Origin of the sequence: Paenibacillus sp. FSL H7-0690 (genome assembly GCF_037980415.1) — a bacterium.
In the GTDB taxonomy this organism is placed as follows: domain Bacteria; phylum Bacillota; class Bacilli; order Paenibacillales; family Paenibacillaceae; genus Paenibacillus_AQ; species Paenibacillus_AQ odorifer.
Map to the genome: position 1 here is coordinate 81,100 of NZ_CP150281.1, position 17,296 is coordinate 98,395.

The window sequence follows — 17,296 nt, forward strand, 5'->3', positions numbered from 1 at the left end:
AAATAACTGATGGTGGTCAACAATTTAAACTCCATACACAGAAGCATAAAGTCATAATTTACGTTCTTATATCGCATTTATCATTCTAAGGAGGTTTTTGCTCATGGCTAAAGTCGTTAACAACGTAACAGAATTGATCGGAGGTACTCCGCTCGTTCGTTTGAATCGTCTGGCACAGGAAGGCTCCGCAGATATTTATTTGAAATTGGAATATCAGAACCCGGGATCAAGCGTAAAAGACCGGATTGCAATCAGCATCGTGGAAGAAGCTGAGCGTGAAGGTCTACTGAAACCGGGAGGTACGATTGTAGAAGCTACTAGTGGTAACACTGGTATCGGCCTGGCACTTGTAGCTGCTGCTAAAGGTTATAAAGCAGTTATCGTAATGCCGGAAACAATGAGCTTGGAGCGCCGTAATCTCCTTCGCGCATATGGAGCGGAATTGGTGCTGACCCCAGGATCGGAAGGTATGAATGGTGCGGTTAAGAAAGCAGACGAAATTCTGAAAGAAAACCCAAGCTATTTCCCATCCGAGCAATTCAAGAATAAAGCGAACGTGAAGATTCACCGTGAGACTACTGGACCTGAAATTATTGACGCTATTGAATCCATCGGCGGTCCTTTGGATGCTTTTATTGCAGGTATCGGAACAGGCGGAACGATCACTGGTGCGGGTGAAGTGCTGAAAAGCCAATATCCTGATATTAAGATCTATGCTGTAGAACCTGCTGCTTCCCCAATCTTGGCTGGAGGCAAACCAGGTCCTCACAAAATCCAGGGTATCGGAGCTAACTTCATCCCTGAGATTCTGAACCAAGATATCTATGATGAAATCATCCACGTTGAGAATGATGAAGCTTTCGAAACTGCACGTCGTGTAGCTAAAGAAGAAGGCGTCTTGTCTGGTATTTCTTCAGGTGCTGCTGTATTTGCCGCTCTTAAAGTAGCTAAAGATTTAGGCCCTGGCAAAAAAGTAGTAGTCATTATCCCAAGTAACGGCGAACGTTACCTGAGCACACCACTTTACAATTTCGAAGCGTAATTGTTTGCAATAACGTAAATCTATAAGAGTCTTCATACCACTTTTTTGGTGGTGATGGAGACTCTTTTCGTTGATTTAAAAGGCATTTGGTACTTTGCATATATGGCAGGCTAGACGTGGTAATTTTATTATTGTTGAAAAAAGCTCTGGTTTTTGCAGAAAACGAAAAAATCATAATAATTTCCTATCGCTGAGGGCTTTTCAATCATGCCTTAAGTACAGTATACTGACAGGCAATATACTACTGACGATTGGACAAAACTAAGCAAATGCTTACGAAGCGAGTTTTATTGCGAAGTGATGTCTACGAAGTAATGGCTTCATAAAACTTTTAGGAGGATGGCTTTGGAAATCATAACAACCTGGAACGAGTGGGAACAATGGGCTGCTGAAGACTGGAGCATGTTTCCCTTGATTATAAAATCCCCCCGGTGCACCAACGAATTACCCGCGTCCTGGGAGCAAGCCTGGGAGTTAGCTTCCCAGTATTCTGTAGTTTTAGAAAGTGGTAAGGGTGGCCGTTATACGTACTTGGGCTTAAATCCTGTTTCGATATTGAAAGGCAAGGAGGATAACGCGGAAGTATTTAGCTTCCCTACTGAATCTTTGGAATCAGCATCAGTGGACGAGGAGAGGACACCTGAGGCAACAACACTGCATGGACAACCGCTGGAGCTACTGCAGCAATGGATGTCGGATTTTACGTCGCCTAAGTTAAAGGATGAAGATGTTCCTCCTTTCTCTGGTGGATGTATTGGATTCCTTGGTTATGATGTGGTTCGTTCTTTGGAACGATTGCCGTCTCTTGCCCAAGATGATCCTGGTTTTCCTGATTATCTTTTTATGAGGTTTGACGAGATATGGATTTATGATCACGAAGAGCATGTGCTGTATTGTGCTGTCCACGTTCCAGTTCCAGCAGACTGTGGGCTGGAGGATCTGCAAAATCTCTATCTTGGCAGTATAGAACAGGCTGGACAAATGGTAGAGCAGTGGCAGCTGATATCTTCAGCTGCAGGATTGGATGATGAGGCCGTGGGCAGCATTGAGGCCCTTACAGTTTCATCAGGAGAGTGGCCGGGCATGGCCTCGGCTTTCTCGCCTGAAAAGTTTCAGCAGGCAGTGGTGGACGTTCAGGAATACATCCGCCAAGGCGATGTCTTCCAAGTGAACCTCTCGCTGCGCCAGGAGGCGCAGCTGAAGTCCTCGCCGGAGGATGTTTACGAGTGGCTGCGCAAGCTCAACCCGTCCCCGTACATGGGGCTCTTGCGGTCGCCCGGCTTCGCGCTGTCTAGCGCTTCACCGGAGCTGCTCGTCAAGCTGCTCGGTGACAAAGTGAGCGCCCGGCCCATCGCCGGTACCCGGCGCCGGGGACTCACTCCCGCGGAGGATGCCGCCATGGAGGCGGAGCTTCGCGGGAGCGAAAAAGAGATCGCCGAGCATATCATGCTTGTCGATCTGGAACGCAACGACATCGGACGTGTCGCTGCATACGGTTCCGTCAGCGTGCCGGAGCTGATGACGGTGGAGCGCTACTCTCATGTGATGCATCTCGTTTCGCAGGTAGAGGGCCAGATTGCGCCGGATAAAGACGCTTATGCGGTTATTGCAGCTTTATTCCCGGGGGGAACCATCACAGGGGCTCCCAAGGTAAGGACAATGGAGATTATCGAAGAACTGGAGCCGGTTCGACGTGGACCCTATACAGGTTCGATGGGTTTTATTGACTATAACGGGAATATGGAATTAAATATTATTATAAGAACGCTGGCTGTAAAAGACGGGGTCGGATATATTCAGACAGGTGCCGGCATAGTGATCGATTCTGATCCCTACCGTGAATACCGTGAATGCCATAATAAAGCCAAAGCGGTAGTGAAGGCAGTACTCTGTAGTGAACTGCAGCAGGAATTGCCAGCTACCAGCGGAGCCGAAGGGGGAGTAGCACTGTGATCTTGGTCATCGATAATTATGATTCCTTTACGTATAACCTCGTACAGTATTTAGGTGAGCTTGGGGAAGAGGTTAAAGTGCACCGCAATGATGAAATTACCATCGAAGAGATTGAAAAACTGGCACCTGACCATATTCTGATTTCACCAGGCCCATGTACACCAAATGAAGCGGGAATTAGTCTGGAATTGTTGCATCATTTCAAGGGGATCATTCCGATCTTCGGCGTATGCCTTGGACATCAAGCGATTGGACAAGCATTTGGTGGCAATGTCATCCGTGCTGAGCGTTTGATGCATGGGAAGACATCGCCTATTTACCATAACGGGACCTCAGTTTTTGAAGGTCTGGAGTCTCCATTTACAGCTACCCGATATCATTCACTGATTGTAGAGCGGGAGAGTCTCCCAGATTGCTTGGAGATTACGGCTGAGACTGAAGAGGGGGAGATTATGGCATTGCGCCATAAAGAATATCCTATTGAAGGTGTGCAGTTCCACCCGGAATCTATTATTACGGATCATGGTCATACGATGCTGCGTAATTTCTTGAAACGGAGAGCCGGAGAAACGGCATGAAATATATAGGATTTAACAATGGTGTCATTGACGCCCGAGAAGCCGTGGTTTCTGCCTTGGATCACGGCTTTTTGTACGGCATTGGCTTGTTCGAAACCTTTCGGACCTATGGGGGAGTTCCCTTTTTGCTGGAGCGTCATTTGAAGCGTATGGCAGAGGGGTGCAAGGAACTGGGCATTCCATTTGAGGCAGAAGCGGCACATCTACTTGACTGGATTAAGCGCGTCATGGACAAAAATGAATTAAAAGAAGCTTATATACGCTATACCGTAACAGCCGGTGAGGATATTCTCGGATTACCTGCTGGTGATTATCAAAAGCCCAATCATTTGTTGTACATCAAAGCGCTGCCGAAAGTACCAGATAAGCTTAACAGTGAAGGCAAAGAGCTGCAGCTGTTGTCCTTGCGGCGTAATACTCCTGAGGGAACAGTGCGATTCAAGTCGCTGCATTATATGAATAACATTCTGGCTAAGCGTGAGCTTAGAGGGTATGCTTCTGCGGCAAATGGTGCTGAAGGACTAATGCTGACGGCAGAAGAATTTATTGCGGAGGGCATTGTCAGCAACATCTTTTTTATTAAAAACAACAGGCTCTATACCCCAGATCTCACCACAGGCATTCTTCCGGGAATTACCCGGGAAATGGTGCTGGAGCTGGCTCTTAGTGCAGGCCTTAGTGTTGAAGAAGGAACATATCACTGGGAGCAGTTGAAAGCTGCTGATGAAGTGTTTCTTACCAATTCCGTACAAGAAATTGTTCCTGTTACCGGGGTGTGGCACGGAGATGCAAGATTTACTATAGGTACTGGCCAGTGTGGAACAATTACTGCTGGCTTGATTTCATTATATAGAGATAGGACGGCGATTGCGAAATGAGACCAGTCCTCTTTAAGCGGACATACCGTTGTGGAAATACAGACTTGGAGTTAGGAAATCGAACATTGATTATGGGCATCCTTAATGTTACCCCTGATTCTTTTTCAGATGGAGGACTTTGGGATCATCCGGACAAAGCCGTTGAGCATGCGCTGCGTATGGCTGCAGAGGGTGCGGATATTATTGATATCGGCGGTGAATCTACTCGTCCTGGTCATCAACCGGTGGGACTTGAAGAGGAGTTAGCCCGTGTATTGCCTGTGATCGAGAGTATTCATAAGGCGGCACCTCATCTTCCGTTATCCATCGATACCTATAAAGCTGAGGTAGCCCGCCAAGCTTTAGCTGCGGGTGCTCATATCATTAATGACATATGGGGTTGTAAGGAAGATCCGGAAATGGCGGCAGTGGCCGCTGCTGCTGACTGTCCTATTATTTTGATGCATAACCGGCAGGACCGTAGTTATACGAATCTGAGTGCGGATATGTCGGCTGATCTTAAGGAAAGTATTGATCTTGCGTTAGCCGCAGGTGTTAAGCCGGCCAATATCATATTGGATCCAGGTATCGGCTTTGCTAAGGATTATAATGAAAACCTGCAGGCAATGATGCTTTTAGACGGGTTGACTGAGTTAGGCTATCCGTTGTTACTGGCGACATCCCGCAAAAAATTCATCCGCACGGTACTTGATTTGCCGTCTGATGATGTTGTGGAAGGCACCGCAGCTACAGTAGCTTTTGGTATTGCTCAGGGTTGCCAGATCGTACGTGTACATGATGTATCTCTAATTAAACGAACGGTTAAGATGTGTGATGCGATGTTGTATGCTGCACCTCCAGTGGTGCGTGAATAGCTATATTTTACGAAAAAGGGCGGATTAATCATGGATAAAATGACAATGCATCGCATGGAATATTACGGATACCACGGTGTATTTGAGGAAGAGCGTAAGCTGGGACAACGTTTTTACATTGATTTAGAGCTTGAGCTTGATTTGCAGGGTGCGGGCTTGAATGATGATTTGAATCAAACTGTGAATTATGCTGAAGTTCATGAATTAGTCAAAAATATTGTCGAAATAAAGTCTTTTAAGTTGATTGAAGCTTTGGCAGAATATATTGCATCCTCCGTACTGGACACTTATACTGTTATCAATGCAGTAACGGTTAAGGTAACTAAACCTCATCCGCCTTTCGACATTCATTTTCAGGGAGTGACTGTAGAGCTGCGCAGAACTAGAAAGTGAGAACAAGGTCCATGAATATACATTCCACCTCTGAAGAATCAGAGGCTTATATTGCTTTAGGGGCTAATTTGGGTGACCGCGAGGGCACACTGTCAGAGGCTTTGAACAGACTGGACGCTCATGATGAAATATCGGTGGTCCGCTGCTCCAAAGTTTACGAGACAGAGCCAGTAGGTTATTTAGATCAGCCGCAGTTTCTCAATATGGCAGCAGCTTTGCGAACGACACTTGCGCCCGAGTCCTTGCTGGAAGTGATGTTGGGGATTGAAACGCAGTTGGGTCGTATCCGGGATATCCGCTATGGACCGAGAACGGTAGATTTGGATTTGTTGTGGGTTGAGGGTCAGGTGCTCGATACACCACATTTAACGTTACCGCATCCACGCATGTTAGAGCGTGCTTTTGTATTGTTTCCGCTCAGTGACATCGTTCCACAGAATGAACAATCTTCCGGACTTCGCAAGCTGATTACAGCAGCGCTTCAAGACTTAGACGGGAAGGAAGGAATTCGGTTGTGGACAACAAGCGTTTGGGACGGAGGGTCAGGGCATTCCGTAAGCTAAAAGGGTATACTCAACAGGATCTTGCGGATCTTGCCGGAATTTCCTTGGCTGTGCTTGGTGCAGTCGAGAGGGGTAACAGACGATTAGAAGATCAAATTTTAGATAAAATTGCGAATGTTCTAGGGGTTACAACAGAAGAGCTTGTGGATCCCAACTCATAATTTCCAAGAATTAAAAGGCAGGAAGTGATACGAATGCTGAAGATTGGCGATATTGAGATGAAAAATCAGGTTGTTCTGGCACCTATGGCTGGCGTGTGCAATCCGGCTTTTCGTCTGATCGCTAAGGAATTTGGTACAGGTCTGGTCTGTGCGGAAATGGTAAGCGATAAGGCCATTATTCACGGAAATACACGTACTCGCGAAATGTTGTTTGTAGATGAACGGGAGAAACCGCTTAGTTTGCAGATTTTTGGCGGGGATAGAGCATCACTGGTGCAAGCAGCTAAAGTCGTTGATAAAGAAACCAATGCTGATATTATCGATATCAATATGGGATGCCCAGTGCCAAAAGTGACTAAATGTGATGCGGGAGCCCGCTGGCTTTTGAATCCCGACAAAATCTATGAAATGGTCTCTGCGGTTGTCGATGTTGTCGATAAACCGGTAACCGTGAAAATGCGGATTGGCTGGGATAGCGAGCATATTTTTGTCGAAGATAATGCGCGTGCGGTTGAACGTGCCGGGGGTAAGGCTGTCAGCGTACACGGTCGTACCCGGGAGCAGCTTTACACAGGCCATGCGGACTGGAACTACATCAAGATGGCAAAAGAAGCAGTTTCCATTCCCGTTATCGGCAACGGGGATGTTAATACACCTGAAGATGCTCGGGCTATGTTGGATCAGACTGGCTGCGATGGCGTAATGATCGGGCGTGGAGCACTAGGTAATCCTTGGATGCTGTATCGTACGATTCAATATTTGAGCACCGGCGAGCTTATGCCTGAACCTGGTTTGGATGAGAAGATTAAGGTTGCTATTCTTCATATGGATCGTCTGGTAGCTCTTAAGGGAGAAGCTGTAGCTGTCCGTGATATGCGTAAGCATATGGCTTGGTATTTAAAAGGCTTGAAGGCTGCCGCTAGAGTGAAGGATGTTCTTATGACAGAAACAAAACGCGATGGAATGGTGAGGATATTGAATGATTTTGTCGTTCAATTAAAGCATGAAGAAGAGAGCAAGGGCATTGAAATGTCTTCTTCTGCTGTATAATCGCCTTTTTTCTGCTGATATTTGAACACATCTGACTTTATATGTGGTGTCATTGACATTTTGTAGCGGTTCCAATATAATTTCACAGTATAAAATCGCCGTTACAGTAAGAGCAATGCAGCAGGGAGGGTTCTTATCCTTCTAGATTAGCATATAGTATGGTGTTTTCAATAATTGTATACGACAGGAGAATCGGTTGAGATGAGCGATAAAGAAGTCATCCTTACGCCGGACGGGCTAAAACGTCTGGAAGATGAGCTGGAGACCCTCAAATCCGTAAAACGCCGTGAGGTTGCTGAACGGATTAAGGTAGCGATTGGCTACGGAGATATCAGTGAGAACTCGGAGTATGAAGACGCGAAGAATGAGCAAGCTTTTATCGAAGGACGCGTTCTCACTTTGGAGAAGATGCTTCGCAACGCGCGTATCATCAATAGCGACGAGATCGTTACTGACGTAGTAAGTATTGGTGTTACTGTAAGTGTCGAGGATTTGGAATATGGGGACACTATGGAGTATACGATCGTAGGTACAGCAGAATCTGATCCACTGAATAACAAGATTTCCAACGAAAGTCCGGTAGGCAAAGCTATTATCGGAAAAAAAATAGGTACGGTAGTTGATGTTTCTACACCTGCAGGAGTTATTCAATATAAAATTCTCGATATCAGAATGAAGTAATATACAGACCTTAATGTCTGTAAATAGATGTGCTGCCATATGTATTAGTCATTTCACTGTACATAGGTAGATAAGGGAACATGTTTGGGAAAGCTTCCTTAGGGAAGCTTTTTTCAAATCATCCAGAAACGATAGGTAAAACAAACTGCTTATATTTTGAGCTGGAACGGGACTGTCCTCTAACTATGGAGACGGAGCCGTTTCTTCTTGTGTATATGATATTACTGAGTTATAAGGGGATGAATCGCATGACCGAGGAAATGAACAATGTGGACAATGCAGAGAACGAACTTAGTGAGCTTTTGCAGATCCGCCGTGCCAAACTGGACGAGCTAAGAGGACTTGGTATTGATCCTTTTGGCAAAAAATACGAGCGCACAGCTAACGCTGGCGATATCGTAGCTAAGTATGATGGACTTTCCAAAGAGGAATTGGACGAGCTTTCTGTTGAAGTGAGCATTGCTGGGCGTATTATGGCAAAACGCGTTATGGGTAAAGCCAGCTTTGCGCATATCCAGGACCTTAGCGGAAGAATTCAGCTTTATGTTCGTCAAGACAGCATTCCTGAAACTCAATACGCGGCGTTTAATGTTCTCGATCTGGGAGATATTATCGGCGTACGTGGAACAGTATTCAAAACCAAAACAGGCGAGACCTCCATCAAAGTGCATAATCTCGAAGTCTTGTCCAAATCCCTGCTGCCACTTCCTGAAAAATATCATGGTCTTAAAGATGTAGAACTGCGTTATCGCCAGCGCTATGTTGATTTGATTATTAATCCGGAAGTTCAACAGACCTTTATTGCCCGTTCAAGAATTATTCAATCGATGCGTCGTTATTTGGATTCACTTGGTTATCTTGAAGTTGAAACACCTACACTTCATACGATCGCCGGTGGAGCAGCTGCGCGTCCGTTTATTACTTACCACAACACACTTGAAATGCAGCTGTATATGCGGATTGCTATCGAGCTTCACTTGAAACGCCTTATCGTTGGCGGTTTGGAAAAAGTGTACGAAATCGGTCGTGTCTACCGTAACGAGGGAATGTCGACTCGTCATAATCCAGAGTTCACTATGATTGAGTTGTACGAAGCATATGCCGACTACAAGGACATCATGAATCTCACGGAGAATATGATTGCACATATTGCCCAAGAGGTATTAGGTACACAACTGCTGGATTACCAAGGCAAAGAGGTAAATCTGTCTCCAGGATGGCGTCGTGTAACTATGGTTGATGCTGTTAAAGAAGTAACCGGTGTTGATTTCAGCGTTCACATGACAGATGACGAAGCACAAGCTTTGGCAAAAGAACATCGTGTGCCTGTTGAGAAACATATGACGTTCGGTCATATCCTTAACGCTTTCTTCGAGCAATTTGTAGAGGAAACTCTAATTCAGCCAACCTTTGTAATGGGACACCCTGTTGAGATTTCACCACTTGCGAAGAAAAACGATGAGGATCCACGCTTTACCGATCGTTTTGAGCTGTTTATTGTGGGTCGTGAGCACGCTAATGCATTTAGTGAATTGAATGATCCGATTGACCAACGTCAACGCTTTGAGGCACAGATCCAGGAGAAAGAGCAAGGTAATGACGAAGCTCATGAGATGGATGATGATTTCATCCGCGCCCTGGAATATGGTATGCCGCCTACTGGCGGACTGGGAATCGGCGTAGACCGTTTGATCATGCTGCTTACCAATTCTGCATCGATTCGCGATGTATTGCTGTTTCCACATATGCGTAACCGTACTGAATAGTATCTATAGAACACAGGGCTTAAGGGAGCTGTCTAAGGGCAGTTCTCTCAGCTACTGTTGATTAGAAGTGGTGCTTTCACTTCATTGCTCCTATAGAATGTAGAGATTTAATATTAGTTTCAAAAAAACTCTTGCAATGCAACTCCATACATGATATATTCTAAGTCCGGCCAAGAAGTACACATGCCGAGCTCAAAAAGAAGTTAAAAAAAGAGCTTGACATTAAATAGCCGAACATGATATAGTATAAGAGTTGCTGCTGAGACATTAAACGGCGCCAACGAGAACTTGATCTTTGAAAACTGAACAACGAGTGAGTAGGAAATCACGTAAGTGAAATCCAAAATTAGAGAATTAATTTTCTCGTCAGATGTTTCAAAATGAGCATATCGCTCTTTTCAATACTAATTGGAGAGTTTGATCCTGGCTCAGGACGAACGCTGGCGGCGTGCCTAATACATGCAAGTCGAGCGGAGTTGTTTTGAAAGCTTGCTTTCAAAACAACTTAGCGGCGGACGGGTGAGTAACACGTAGGCAACCTGCCCTTCAGACTGGGATAACTACCGGAAACGGTAGCTAATACCGGATAATTTCTTTTTTCTCCTGAGAGAAGAATGAAAGACGGAGCAATCTGTCACTGAGGGATGGGCCTGCGGCGCATTAGCTAGTTGGTGGGGTAACGGCCCACCAAGGCGACGATGCGTAGCCGACCTGAGAGGGTGAACGGCCACACTGGGACTGAGACACGGCCCAGACTCCTACGGGAGGCAGCAGTAGGGAATCTTCCGCAATGGGCGAAAGCCTGACGGAGCAACGCCGCGTGAGTGATGAAGGTTTTCGGATCGTAAAGCTCTGTTGCCAGGGAAGAACGTCCGGTAGAGTAACTGCTACCGGAGTGACGGTACCTGAGAAGAAAGCCCCGGCTAACTACGTGCCAGCAGCCGCGGTAATACGTAGGGGGCAAGCGTTGTCCGGAATTATTGGGCGTAAAGCGCGCGCAGGCGGCTATTTAAGTCTGGTGTTTAAACCTTGGGCTCAACCTGAGGTCGCACTGGAAACTGGGTGGCTTGAGTACAGAAGAGGAAAGTGGAATTCCACGTGTAGCGGTGAAATGCGTAGATATGTGGAGGAACACCAGTGGCGAAGGCGACTTTCTGGGCTGTAACTGACGCTGAGGCGCGAAAGCGTGGGGAGCAAACAGGATTAGATACCCTGGTAGTCCACGCCGTAAACGATGAGTGCTAGGTGTTAGGGGTTTCGATACCCTTGGTGCCGAAGTTAACACAGTAAGCACTCCGCCTGGGGAGTACGGTCGCAAGACTGAAACTCAAAGGAATTGACGGGGACCCGCACAAGCAGTGGAGTATGTGGTTTAATTCGAAGCAACGCGAAGAACCTTACCAGGTCTTGACATCCCTCTGAATCCACTAGAGATAGTGGCGGCCTTCGGGACAGAGGAGACAGGTGGTGCATGGTTGTCGTCAGCTCGTGTCGTGAGATGTTGGGTTAAGTCCCGCAACGAGCGCAACCCTTAACTTTAGTTGCCAGCAGGTAATGCTGGGCACTCTAGAGTGACTGCCGGTGACAAACCGGAGGAAGGTGGGGATGACGTCAAATCATCATGCCCCTTATGACCTGGGCTACACACGTACTACAATGGCCGGTACAACGGGAAGCGAAGCCGCGAGGTGGAGCCAATCCCATCAAAGCCGGTCTCAGTTCGGATTGCAGGCTGCAACTCGCCTGCATGAAGTCGGAATTGCTAGTAATCGCGGATCAGCATGCCGCGGTGAATACGTTCCCGGGTCTTGTACACACCGCCCGTCACACCACGAGAGTTTACAACACCCGAAGTCGGTGGGGTAACCCGCAAGGGAGCCAGCCGCCGAAGGTGGGGTAGATGATTGGGGTGAAGTCGTAACAAGGTAGCCGTATCGGAAGGTGCGGCTGGATCACCTCCTTTCTATGGAGAATCGTTCTCTGCAATGAGAACATTCAAATCGGAAGCTAAGCTTCCAAAACTCAGGTTTAGGCCTGTTACTCACTCGTTGCTCAGTTTTGAGAGTTTAAGCTCTCAAGTAAGACTTGATCCTTGAAAACTGGATACCGAAACGAATTTGCGTTTTAGAACATCTTTTAGCAACTTGTGCAAACAAGTAAATGTTATTAGTGAGATTTTTCTTCGGAAGAATCAAGGTTAAGCTAATAAGAGCACACGGAGGATGCCTAGGCGCCAGGAGCCGACGAAGGACGTGGCGAACAACGAAACTGCCTCGGGGAGCTGTAAGCAAGCTTTGATCCGGGGGTGTCCGAATGGGGAAACCCAGCTGTGGTAATTCGCAGTTACTCATTTCTGAATACATAGGAAATGTAGAGGCAGACCAGGGGAACTGAAACATCTAAGTACCCTGAGGAAGAGAAAACAATAGTGATTCCGTCAGTAGCGGCGAGCGAACGCGGAACAGCCTAAACCTAAGAGCTTGCTCTTAGGGGTTGTGGGACGTCTCACATGGAGTTACAAAGGAATATGGTAGGTGAAGAGGTCTGGAAAGGCCCGCGATAGAGGTAAAAGCCCTGTAACCTAAACTGTGTTCTCTCCGAGACGGATCCCGAGTAGTGCGGGGCACGTGAAACCCCGTATGAATCCAGCAGGACCATCTGCTAAGGCTAAATACTACCTGGCGACCGATAGTGAAACAGTACCGTGAGGGAAAGGTGAAAAGCACCCCGGAAGGGGAGTGAAATAGAACCTGAAACCGTGTGCTTACAAAAAGTCAGAGCCCTATTAATGGGTGATGGCGTGCCTTTTGTAGAATGAACCGGCGAGTTACGTTTAACATGCAAGGTTAAGCCGAGAAGGTGGAGCCGCAGCGAAAGCGAGTCTGAATAGGGCGAATTAGTATGTGGACGTAGACCCGAAACCGTGTGATCTACCCCTGTCCAGGGTGAAGGTGCGGTAACACGCACTGGAGGCCCGAACCCACGTACGTTGAAAAGTGCGGGGATGAGGTGGGGGTAGCGGAGAAATTCCAATCGAACTCGGAGATAGCTGGTTCTCCCCGAAATAGCTTTAGGGCTAGCCTCGGTATAAGAGTAGTGGAGGTAGAGCACTGATTGGGTGCGGGGTCCGCAAGGATTACCAAGCTCAGTCAAACTCCGAATGCCATATACTTATTGCCGGGAGTCAGACAGTGAGTGCTAAGATCCATTGTCAAAAGGGAAACAGCCCAGACCATCAGCTAAGGTCCCCAAGTGTGTGTTAAGTGGGAAAGGATGTGGAGTTGCACAGACAACCAGGATGTTGGCTTAGAAGCAGCCACCATTGAAAGAGTGCGTAATAGCTCACTGGTCGAGTGACTCTGCGCCGAAAATGTAACGGGGCTAAACACACCACCGAAGCTATGGCTAGATACTATGTATCTGGGGTAGGGGAGCGTTGTGTAGGGGTTGAAGGTGTACTGAAAAGAGCGCTGGACACTACACAAGTGAGAATGCCGGTATGAGTAACGAAAAGATCAGTGAGAATCTGATCCGCCGAAAGCCCAAGGTTTCCTGAGGAAGGCTCGTCCGCTCAGGGTAAGTCGGGACCTAAGGCGAGGCCGAAAGGCGTAGTCGAAGGACAACAGTTTGAAATTACTGTACCACCGTAATCCGCTATGAGCGATGGGGTGACGCAGGAGGGTAGTGACGCGGACTGATGGATGTCCGTCTAAGCAGTGAGGCTGATGTGTAGGCAAATCCGCACATCATTAAGGCTGGGCTGTGATGGGGAGCGAAAATTATAGTAGCGAAGGTCATGATCTCACACTGCCAAGAAAAGCCTCTAGCCAGGAGAAGGTGCCCGTACCGCAAACCGACACAGGTAGGCGAGAAGAGAATTCTAAGGCGCGCGGAAGAACTCTCGTTAAGGAACTCGGCAAAATGACCCCGTAACTTCGGGAGAAGGGGTGCCCCGGTAGTGTGAATAGCACGAGGGGGCCGCAGTGAAAAGGCCCAAGCGACTGTTTAGCAAAAACACAGGTCTGTGCGAAGCCGCAAGGCGAAGTATACGGGCTGACGCCTGCCCGGTGCTGGAAGGTTAAGGGGAGTGGTTAGGGGTAACCCGAAGCTATGAACCGAAGCCCCAGTAAACGGCGGCCGTAACTATAACGGTCCTAAGGTAGCGAAATTCCTTGTCAGGTAAATTCTGACCCGCACGAATGGCGTAACGACTTGGGCGCTGTCTCAACGAGAGATCCGGTGAAATTTTAATACCTGTGAAGATGCAGGTTACCCGCGACAAGACGGAAAGACCCCATGGAGCTTTACTGCAGCTTGATATTGAATTTGGGTACGATCTGTACAGGATAGGTGGGAGCCGTAGAAATCGGAGCGCAAGCTTCGGTGGAGGCGCCGTTGGGATACCACCCTGATCGTATCTAGGTTCTAACCTAGTGCCCTTATCGGGTACGGGGACCGTGTCAGGCGGGCAGTTTGACTGGGGCGGTCGCCTCCTAAAGAGTAACGGAGGCGTTCCAAGGTTCCCTCAGAATGGTTGGAAATCATTCGCAGAGTGCAAAGGCATAAGGGAGCTTGACTGCGAGACCTACAAGTCGAGCAGGGACGAAAGTCGGACTTAGTGATCCGGTGGTACCGCATGGAAGGGCCATCGCTCAACGGATAAAAGCTACCCTGGGGATAACAGGCTTATCTCCCCCAAGAGTCCACATCGACGGGGAGGTTTGGCACCTCGATGTCGGCTCATCGCATCCTGGGGCTGAAGTAGGTCCCAAGGGTTGGGCTGTTCGCCCATTAAAGCGGTACGCGAGCTGGGTTCAGAACGTCGTGAGACAGTTCGGTCCCTATCTGTCGTGGGCGCAGGAAATTTGAGAGGAGCTGTCCTTAGTACGAGAGGACCGGGATGGACGTACCGCTGGTGCACCAGTTGTTCCGCCAGGAGCATGGCTGGGTAGCTACGTACGGACGGGATAAGCGCTGAAAGCATCTAAGCGTGAAGCCCCCCTCAAGATGAGATTTCCCAATTAGTAAGACCCCTTGAAGACGACGAGGTAGATAGGTTGGAGGTGGAAGTGCAGCAATGCATGGAGCTGACCAATACTAATCGGTCGAGGGCTTATCCTATACGTAGAATGCAGATTTGTTTCGGATTCAGTTTTCAGGCATCAAGCCTGAAATACGCTTAGAAATTCATTGTCACTTCTGGTGATGAACCGAATTTCACGCGGCAGCGTCTGTTTGACAGACGCATGTTTGGTGGCGATAGCGGAGGGGTTCCACGCGTACCCATCCCGAACACGACCGTTAAGCCCTCCAGCGCCGATGGTACTTGGACCGAAGGGTCCTGGGAGAGTAGGACGTTGCCAAGCACGCAAGACCACTGTTGAGTAATCGACAGTGGTCTTTTTGTTATGTAAATAAAGAATTCATTAGGCTATATTTTGAGATACTAAGATGGAGATAAGCGTGGCTTAAAAGGTGAACAGAGATGCATTGTGAATTTTTTACACACTAAATTGTCCGCCCAGCACGGACTAACGTCCAATAATTCGCTTACTCGGCGGCCGTTTTTTGAATACCTACTCTGATGATGTAATGTTCTTGACAGTCCAAATGCCCTTTGCTAAGATGGCAATAATATATTTTTGGATAAGCATCTCAAACCTTAATTGAAGATCTACACTTGTTCAGCCCCCAGATGTACAGAATTGTCTGTCGTGAATGGACTGGAGTCAAAGGTTCTTCTTTCATAAAGTTTGTAGGCGGGTATAATTTAAAACAACCGAGGAGGAATGACCCAGGTGTGGAAAGATAAGTTTGGTAAAGAAGGTCTAACTTTTGATGATGTGCTGCTGGTTCCGCGTAAATCTGAGGTACTGCCTAAAGAAGTGGATTTGACCACAGTTCTAAGTAAGAATGTGAAGTTGAATATTCCACTTATGAGTGCAGGTATGGACACAGTCACAGAAGCAGCCATGGCCATTGCAATTGCTCGTGAGGGTGGCATCGGGATTATACACAAGAATATGCCTGTAGAGCAGCAAGCGGAAGAAGTAGATCGTGTGAAGCGTTCCGAGAGCGGAGTTATTACGAATCCATTCTCACTTACGGCAGAACACATGGTATCTGATGCAGAGCTTTTAATGGGTAAATATCGCATTTCCGGAGTGCCGATTGTAGACAGTGACAATAAACTTGTCGGTATTCTGACTAATAGAGACTTACGCTTTATTCATGATTTCAATATTCAAATTAAAGAAGTTATGACACATGAGAATCTTGTAACAGCTGCTGTGGGTACAACCCTTCAGGAAGCAGAAGGTATCCTGCAACGTCATAAGATCGAGAAGCTTCCCCTTGTGGACGAGAATAATATTCTTAAGGGCCTCATCACCATTAAGGATATTGAAAAAGCTATTCAATTCCCTAACGGAGCCAAAGATGCACATGGCCGTCTACTTGTTGGAGCAGCTGTTGGTATCTCTAAAGACACCTTCGAACGTACTGCAGCATTAGTAAAAGCTGGTGTGGATCTGATTGTAGTCGATTCTGCACATGGTCACCACATTAATATTATTGAAGCGGTTCGCCAAATTCGTGAGCTATATCCTGATCTTACGATTGTTGCTGGTAACGTAGCTACAGGCGAAGCAACCCGTGAACTTATTGAAGCTGGTGCATCTGTAGTTAAAGTAGGTATTGGACCAGGATCGATCTGTACAACACGCGTTATCGCTGGTATCGGCGTACCACAGGTTACAGCCATTTATGATTGTGCGACAGTTGCTCGCGAGTACGGAATTCCTATTATCGCTGATGGCGGTATTAAGTATTCTGGGGAGATCACTAAGGCTATCGCAGCTGGTGCTCATGCTGTAATGATGGGAAGTATGTTTGCGGGTACAGAAGAAAGCCCAGGGGAATCTGAGCTTTATCAAGGCCGTAAATTTAAAGTATATCGTGGTATGGGCAGCATGAGTGCCATGAAACAAGGCAGTAAAGACCGTTATTTCCAAGATGATGATAAAAAGCTCGTTCCTGAAGGAATTGAGGGACGTATTGCTTTTAAAGGGCCTCTTTCTGACACTGTTCATCAATTGATCGGCGGATTGCGCTCAGGTATGGGCTATTGCGGTACGAAGTCATTGGAAGAACTGCGTAACGATACTTCTTTCATTCGCATCACAAGTGCTGGACTTCGTGAAAGCCACCCGCATGATGTGCAAATTACAAAAGAAGCACCAAACTATTCCGTATAATGGACTAACCGTATTATTTTTTGGACAGACAGGACTATTTCGTCCTGTCTGTCTTTTTTTGCGGGTACCCCTGTGTTAGAATAGAACAAGCTATTGATATGAGATTTAAAGGAGAGTCGTA

At 47.2% G+C, this 17,296-nt stretch carries 12 protein-coding genes and 3 rRNA genes; all 15 read left to right on the forward strand.

Annotated elements, in window-relative coordinates:
• Positions 1–103 precede the first annotated feature (103 nt).
• Complete coding sequence (gene cysK, locus MHI32_RS00375; RefSeq protein WP_036678737.1) at positions 104–1,042, forward strand: cysteine synthase A; 939 nt, start codon at positions 104–106, stop codon at positions 1,040–1,042.
• Between the two features lie 339 nt (positions 1,043–1,381).
• Positions 1,382–2,995, forward strand: coding sequence for an anthranilate synthase component I family protein (locus MHI32_RS00380; RefSeq protein WP_340011713.1), 1,614 nt, complete (start codon positions 1,382–1,384; stop codon positions 2,993–2,995).
• Positions 2,992–3,573: an aminodeoxychorismate/anthranilate synthase component II gene (pabA, locus tag MHI32_RS00385; RefSeq protein WP_036678733.1), complete on the forward strand. Its 582-nt coding sequence runs from the start codon at positions 2,992–2,994 to the stop codon at positions 3,571–3,573. Before MHI32_RS00380 ends, pabA begins: the two co-directional genes overlap by 4 nt.
• A complete protein-coding gene (locus MHI32_RS00390; protein ID WP_076130082.1) occupies positions 3,570–4,451 on the forward strand; it encodes an aminotransferase class IV in 882 nt (293 codons plus the stop codon). The genes pabA and MHI32_RS00390 overlap by 4 nt, the downstream gene beginning before the upstream one ends.
• Positions 4,448–5,305: a dihydropteroate synthase gene (folP, locus tag MHI32_RS00395; RefSeq protein WP_340011714.1), complete on the forward strand. Its 858-nt coding sequence runs from the start codon at positions 4,448–4,450 to the stop codon at positions 5,303–5,305. Before MHI32_RS00390 ends, folP begins: the two co-directional genes overlap by 4 nt.
• Before the next feature lie 30 nt (positions 5,306–5,335).
• Entirely contained in the window at positions 5,336–5,698 is a 363-nt protein-coding gene (gene folB / locus MHI32_RS00400; RefSeq protein WP_076138480.1) for a dihydroneopterin aldolase, read from the forward strand.
• Between the two features lie 11 nt (positions 5,699–5,709).
• Entirely contained in the window at positions 5,710–6,261 is a 552-nt protein-coding gene (folK, locus tag MHI32_RS00405; RefSeq protein ID WP_340011715.1) for a 2-amino-4-hydroxy-6-hydroxymethyldihydropteridine diphosphokinase, read from the forward strand.
• On the forward strand, positions 6,213–6,422 hold the full coding sequence (locus MHI32_RS00410) for a helix-turn-helix transcriptional regulator (RefSeq protein WP_076099929.1): 210 nt from the start codon (positions 6,213–6,215) through the stop codon (positions 6,420–6,422). Before folK ends, MHI32_RS00410 begins: the two co-directional genes overlap by 49 nt.
• A 33-nt stretch (positions 6,423–6,455) precedes the next feature.
• The gene (gene dusB / locus MHI32_RS00415) at positions 6,456–7,472 is read left to right on the forward strand and encodes a tRNA dihydrouridine synthase DusB (RefSeq protein ID WP_340011716.1); all 1,017 of its coding nucleotides are present in this window, start codon (positions 6,456–6,458) and stop codon (positions 7,470–7,472) included.
• A 201-nt stretch (positions 7,473–7,673) separates the two neighbouring features.
• Entirely contained in the window at positions 7,674–8,153 is a 480-nt protein-coding gene (gene greA / locus MHI32_RS00420; protein WP_036678719.1) for a transcription elongation factor GreA, read from the forward strand.
• A 248-nt stretch (positions 8,154–8,401) separates the two neighbouring features.
• The gene (lysS, locus tag MHI32_RS00425; protein ID WP_038573979.1) at positions 8,402–9,919 is read left to right on the forward strand and encodes a lysine--tRNA ligase; all 1,518 of its coding nucleotides are present in this window, start codon (positions 8,402–8,404) and stop codon (positions 9,917–9,919) included.
• 405 nt (positions 9,920–10,324) lie between these two features.
• A 16S ribosomal RNA gene (locus MHI32_RS00430) occupies positions 10,325–11,882 on the forward strand.
• Between the two features lie 232 nt (positions 11,883–12,114).
• Positions 12,115–15,040, forward strand: a 23S ribosomal RNA gene (locus tag MHI32_RS00435).
• A gap of 128 nt (positions 15,041–15,168) precedes the next feature.
• Positions 15,169–15,285 (forward strand): 5S ribosomal RNA (gene rrf / locus MHI32_RS00440).
• Together the 16S, 23S and 5S rRNA genes form the textbook arrangement of a ribosomal RNA operon.
• Before the next feature lie 432 nt (positions 15,286–15,717).
• The gene (gene guaB / locus MHI32_RS00445) at positions 15,718–17,175 is read left to right on the forward strand and encodes an IMP dehydrogenase (protein WP_036679982.1); all 1,458 of its coding nucleotides are present in this window, start codon (positions 15,718–15,720) and stop codon (positions 17,173–17,175) included.
• Positions 17,176–17,296: the final 121 nt, after the last annotated feature.

Coding starts and splice junctions, on each gene's coding strand:
- lysS (WP_038573979.1), top strand. CDS start 8,402: ATGACCGAGGAAATGAACAATGTGGACAATGCAGAGAACGAACTTAGT.
- MHI32_RS00380 (WP_340011713.1), top strand. CDS start 1,382: ATGGCTTTGGAAATCATAACAACCTGGAACGAGTGGGAACAATGGGCT.
- folP (WP_340011714.1), top strand. CDS start 4,448: ATGAGACCAGTCCTCTTTAAGCGGACATACCGTTGTGGAAATACAGAC.
- folB (WP_076138480.1), top strand. CDS start 5,336: ATGGATAAAATGACAATGCATCGCATGGAATATTACGGATACCACGGT.
- cysK (WP_036678737.1), top strand. CDS start 104: ATGGCTAAAGTCGTTAACAACGTAACAGAATTGATCGGAGGTACTCCG.
- greA (WP_036678719.1), top strand. CDS start 7,674: ATGAGCGATAAAGAAGTCATCCTTACGCCGGACGGGCTAAAACGTCTG.
- folK (WP_340011715.1), top strand. CDS start 5,710: ATGAATATACATTCCACCTCTGAAGAATCAGAGGCTTATATTGCTTTA.
- dusB (WP_340011716.1), top strand. CDS start 6,456: ATGCTGAAGATTGGCGATATTGAGATGAAAAATCAGGTTGTTCTGGCA.
- MHI32_RS00390 (WP_076130082.1), top strand. CDS start 3,570: ATGAAATATATAGGATTTAACAATGGTGTCATTGACGCCCGAGAAGCC.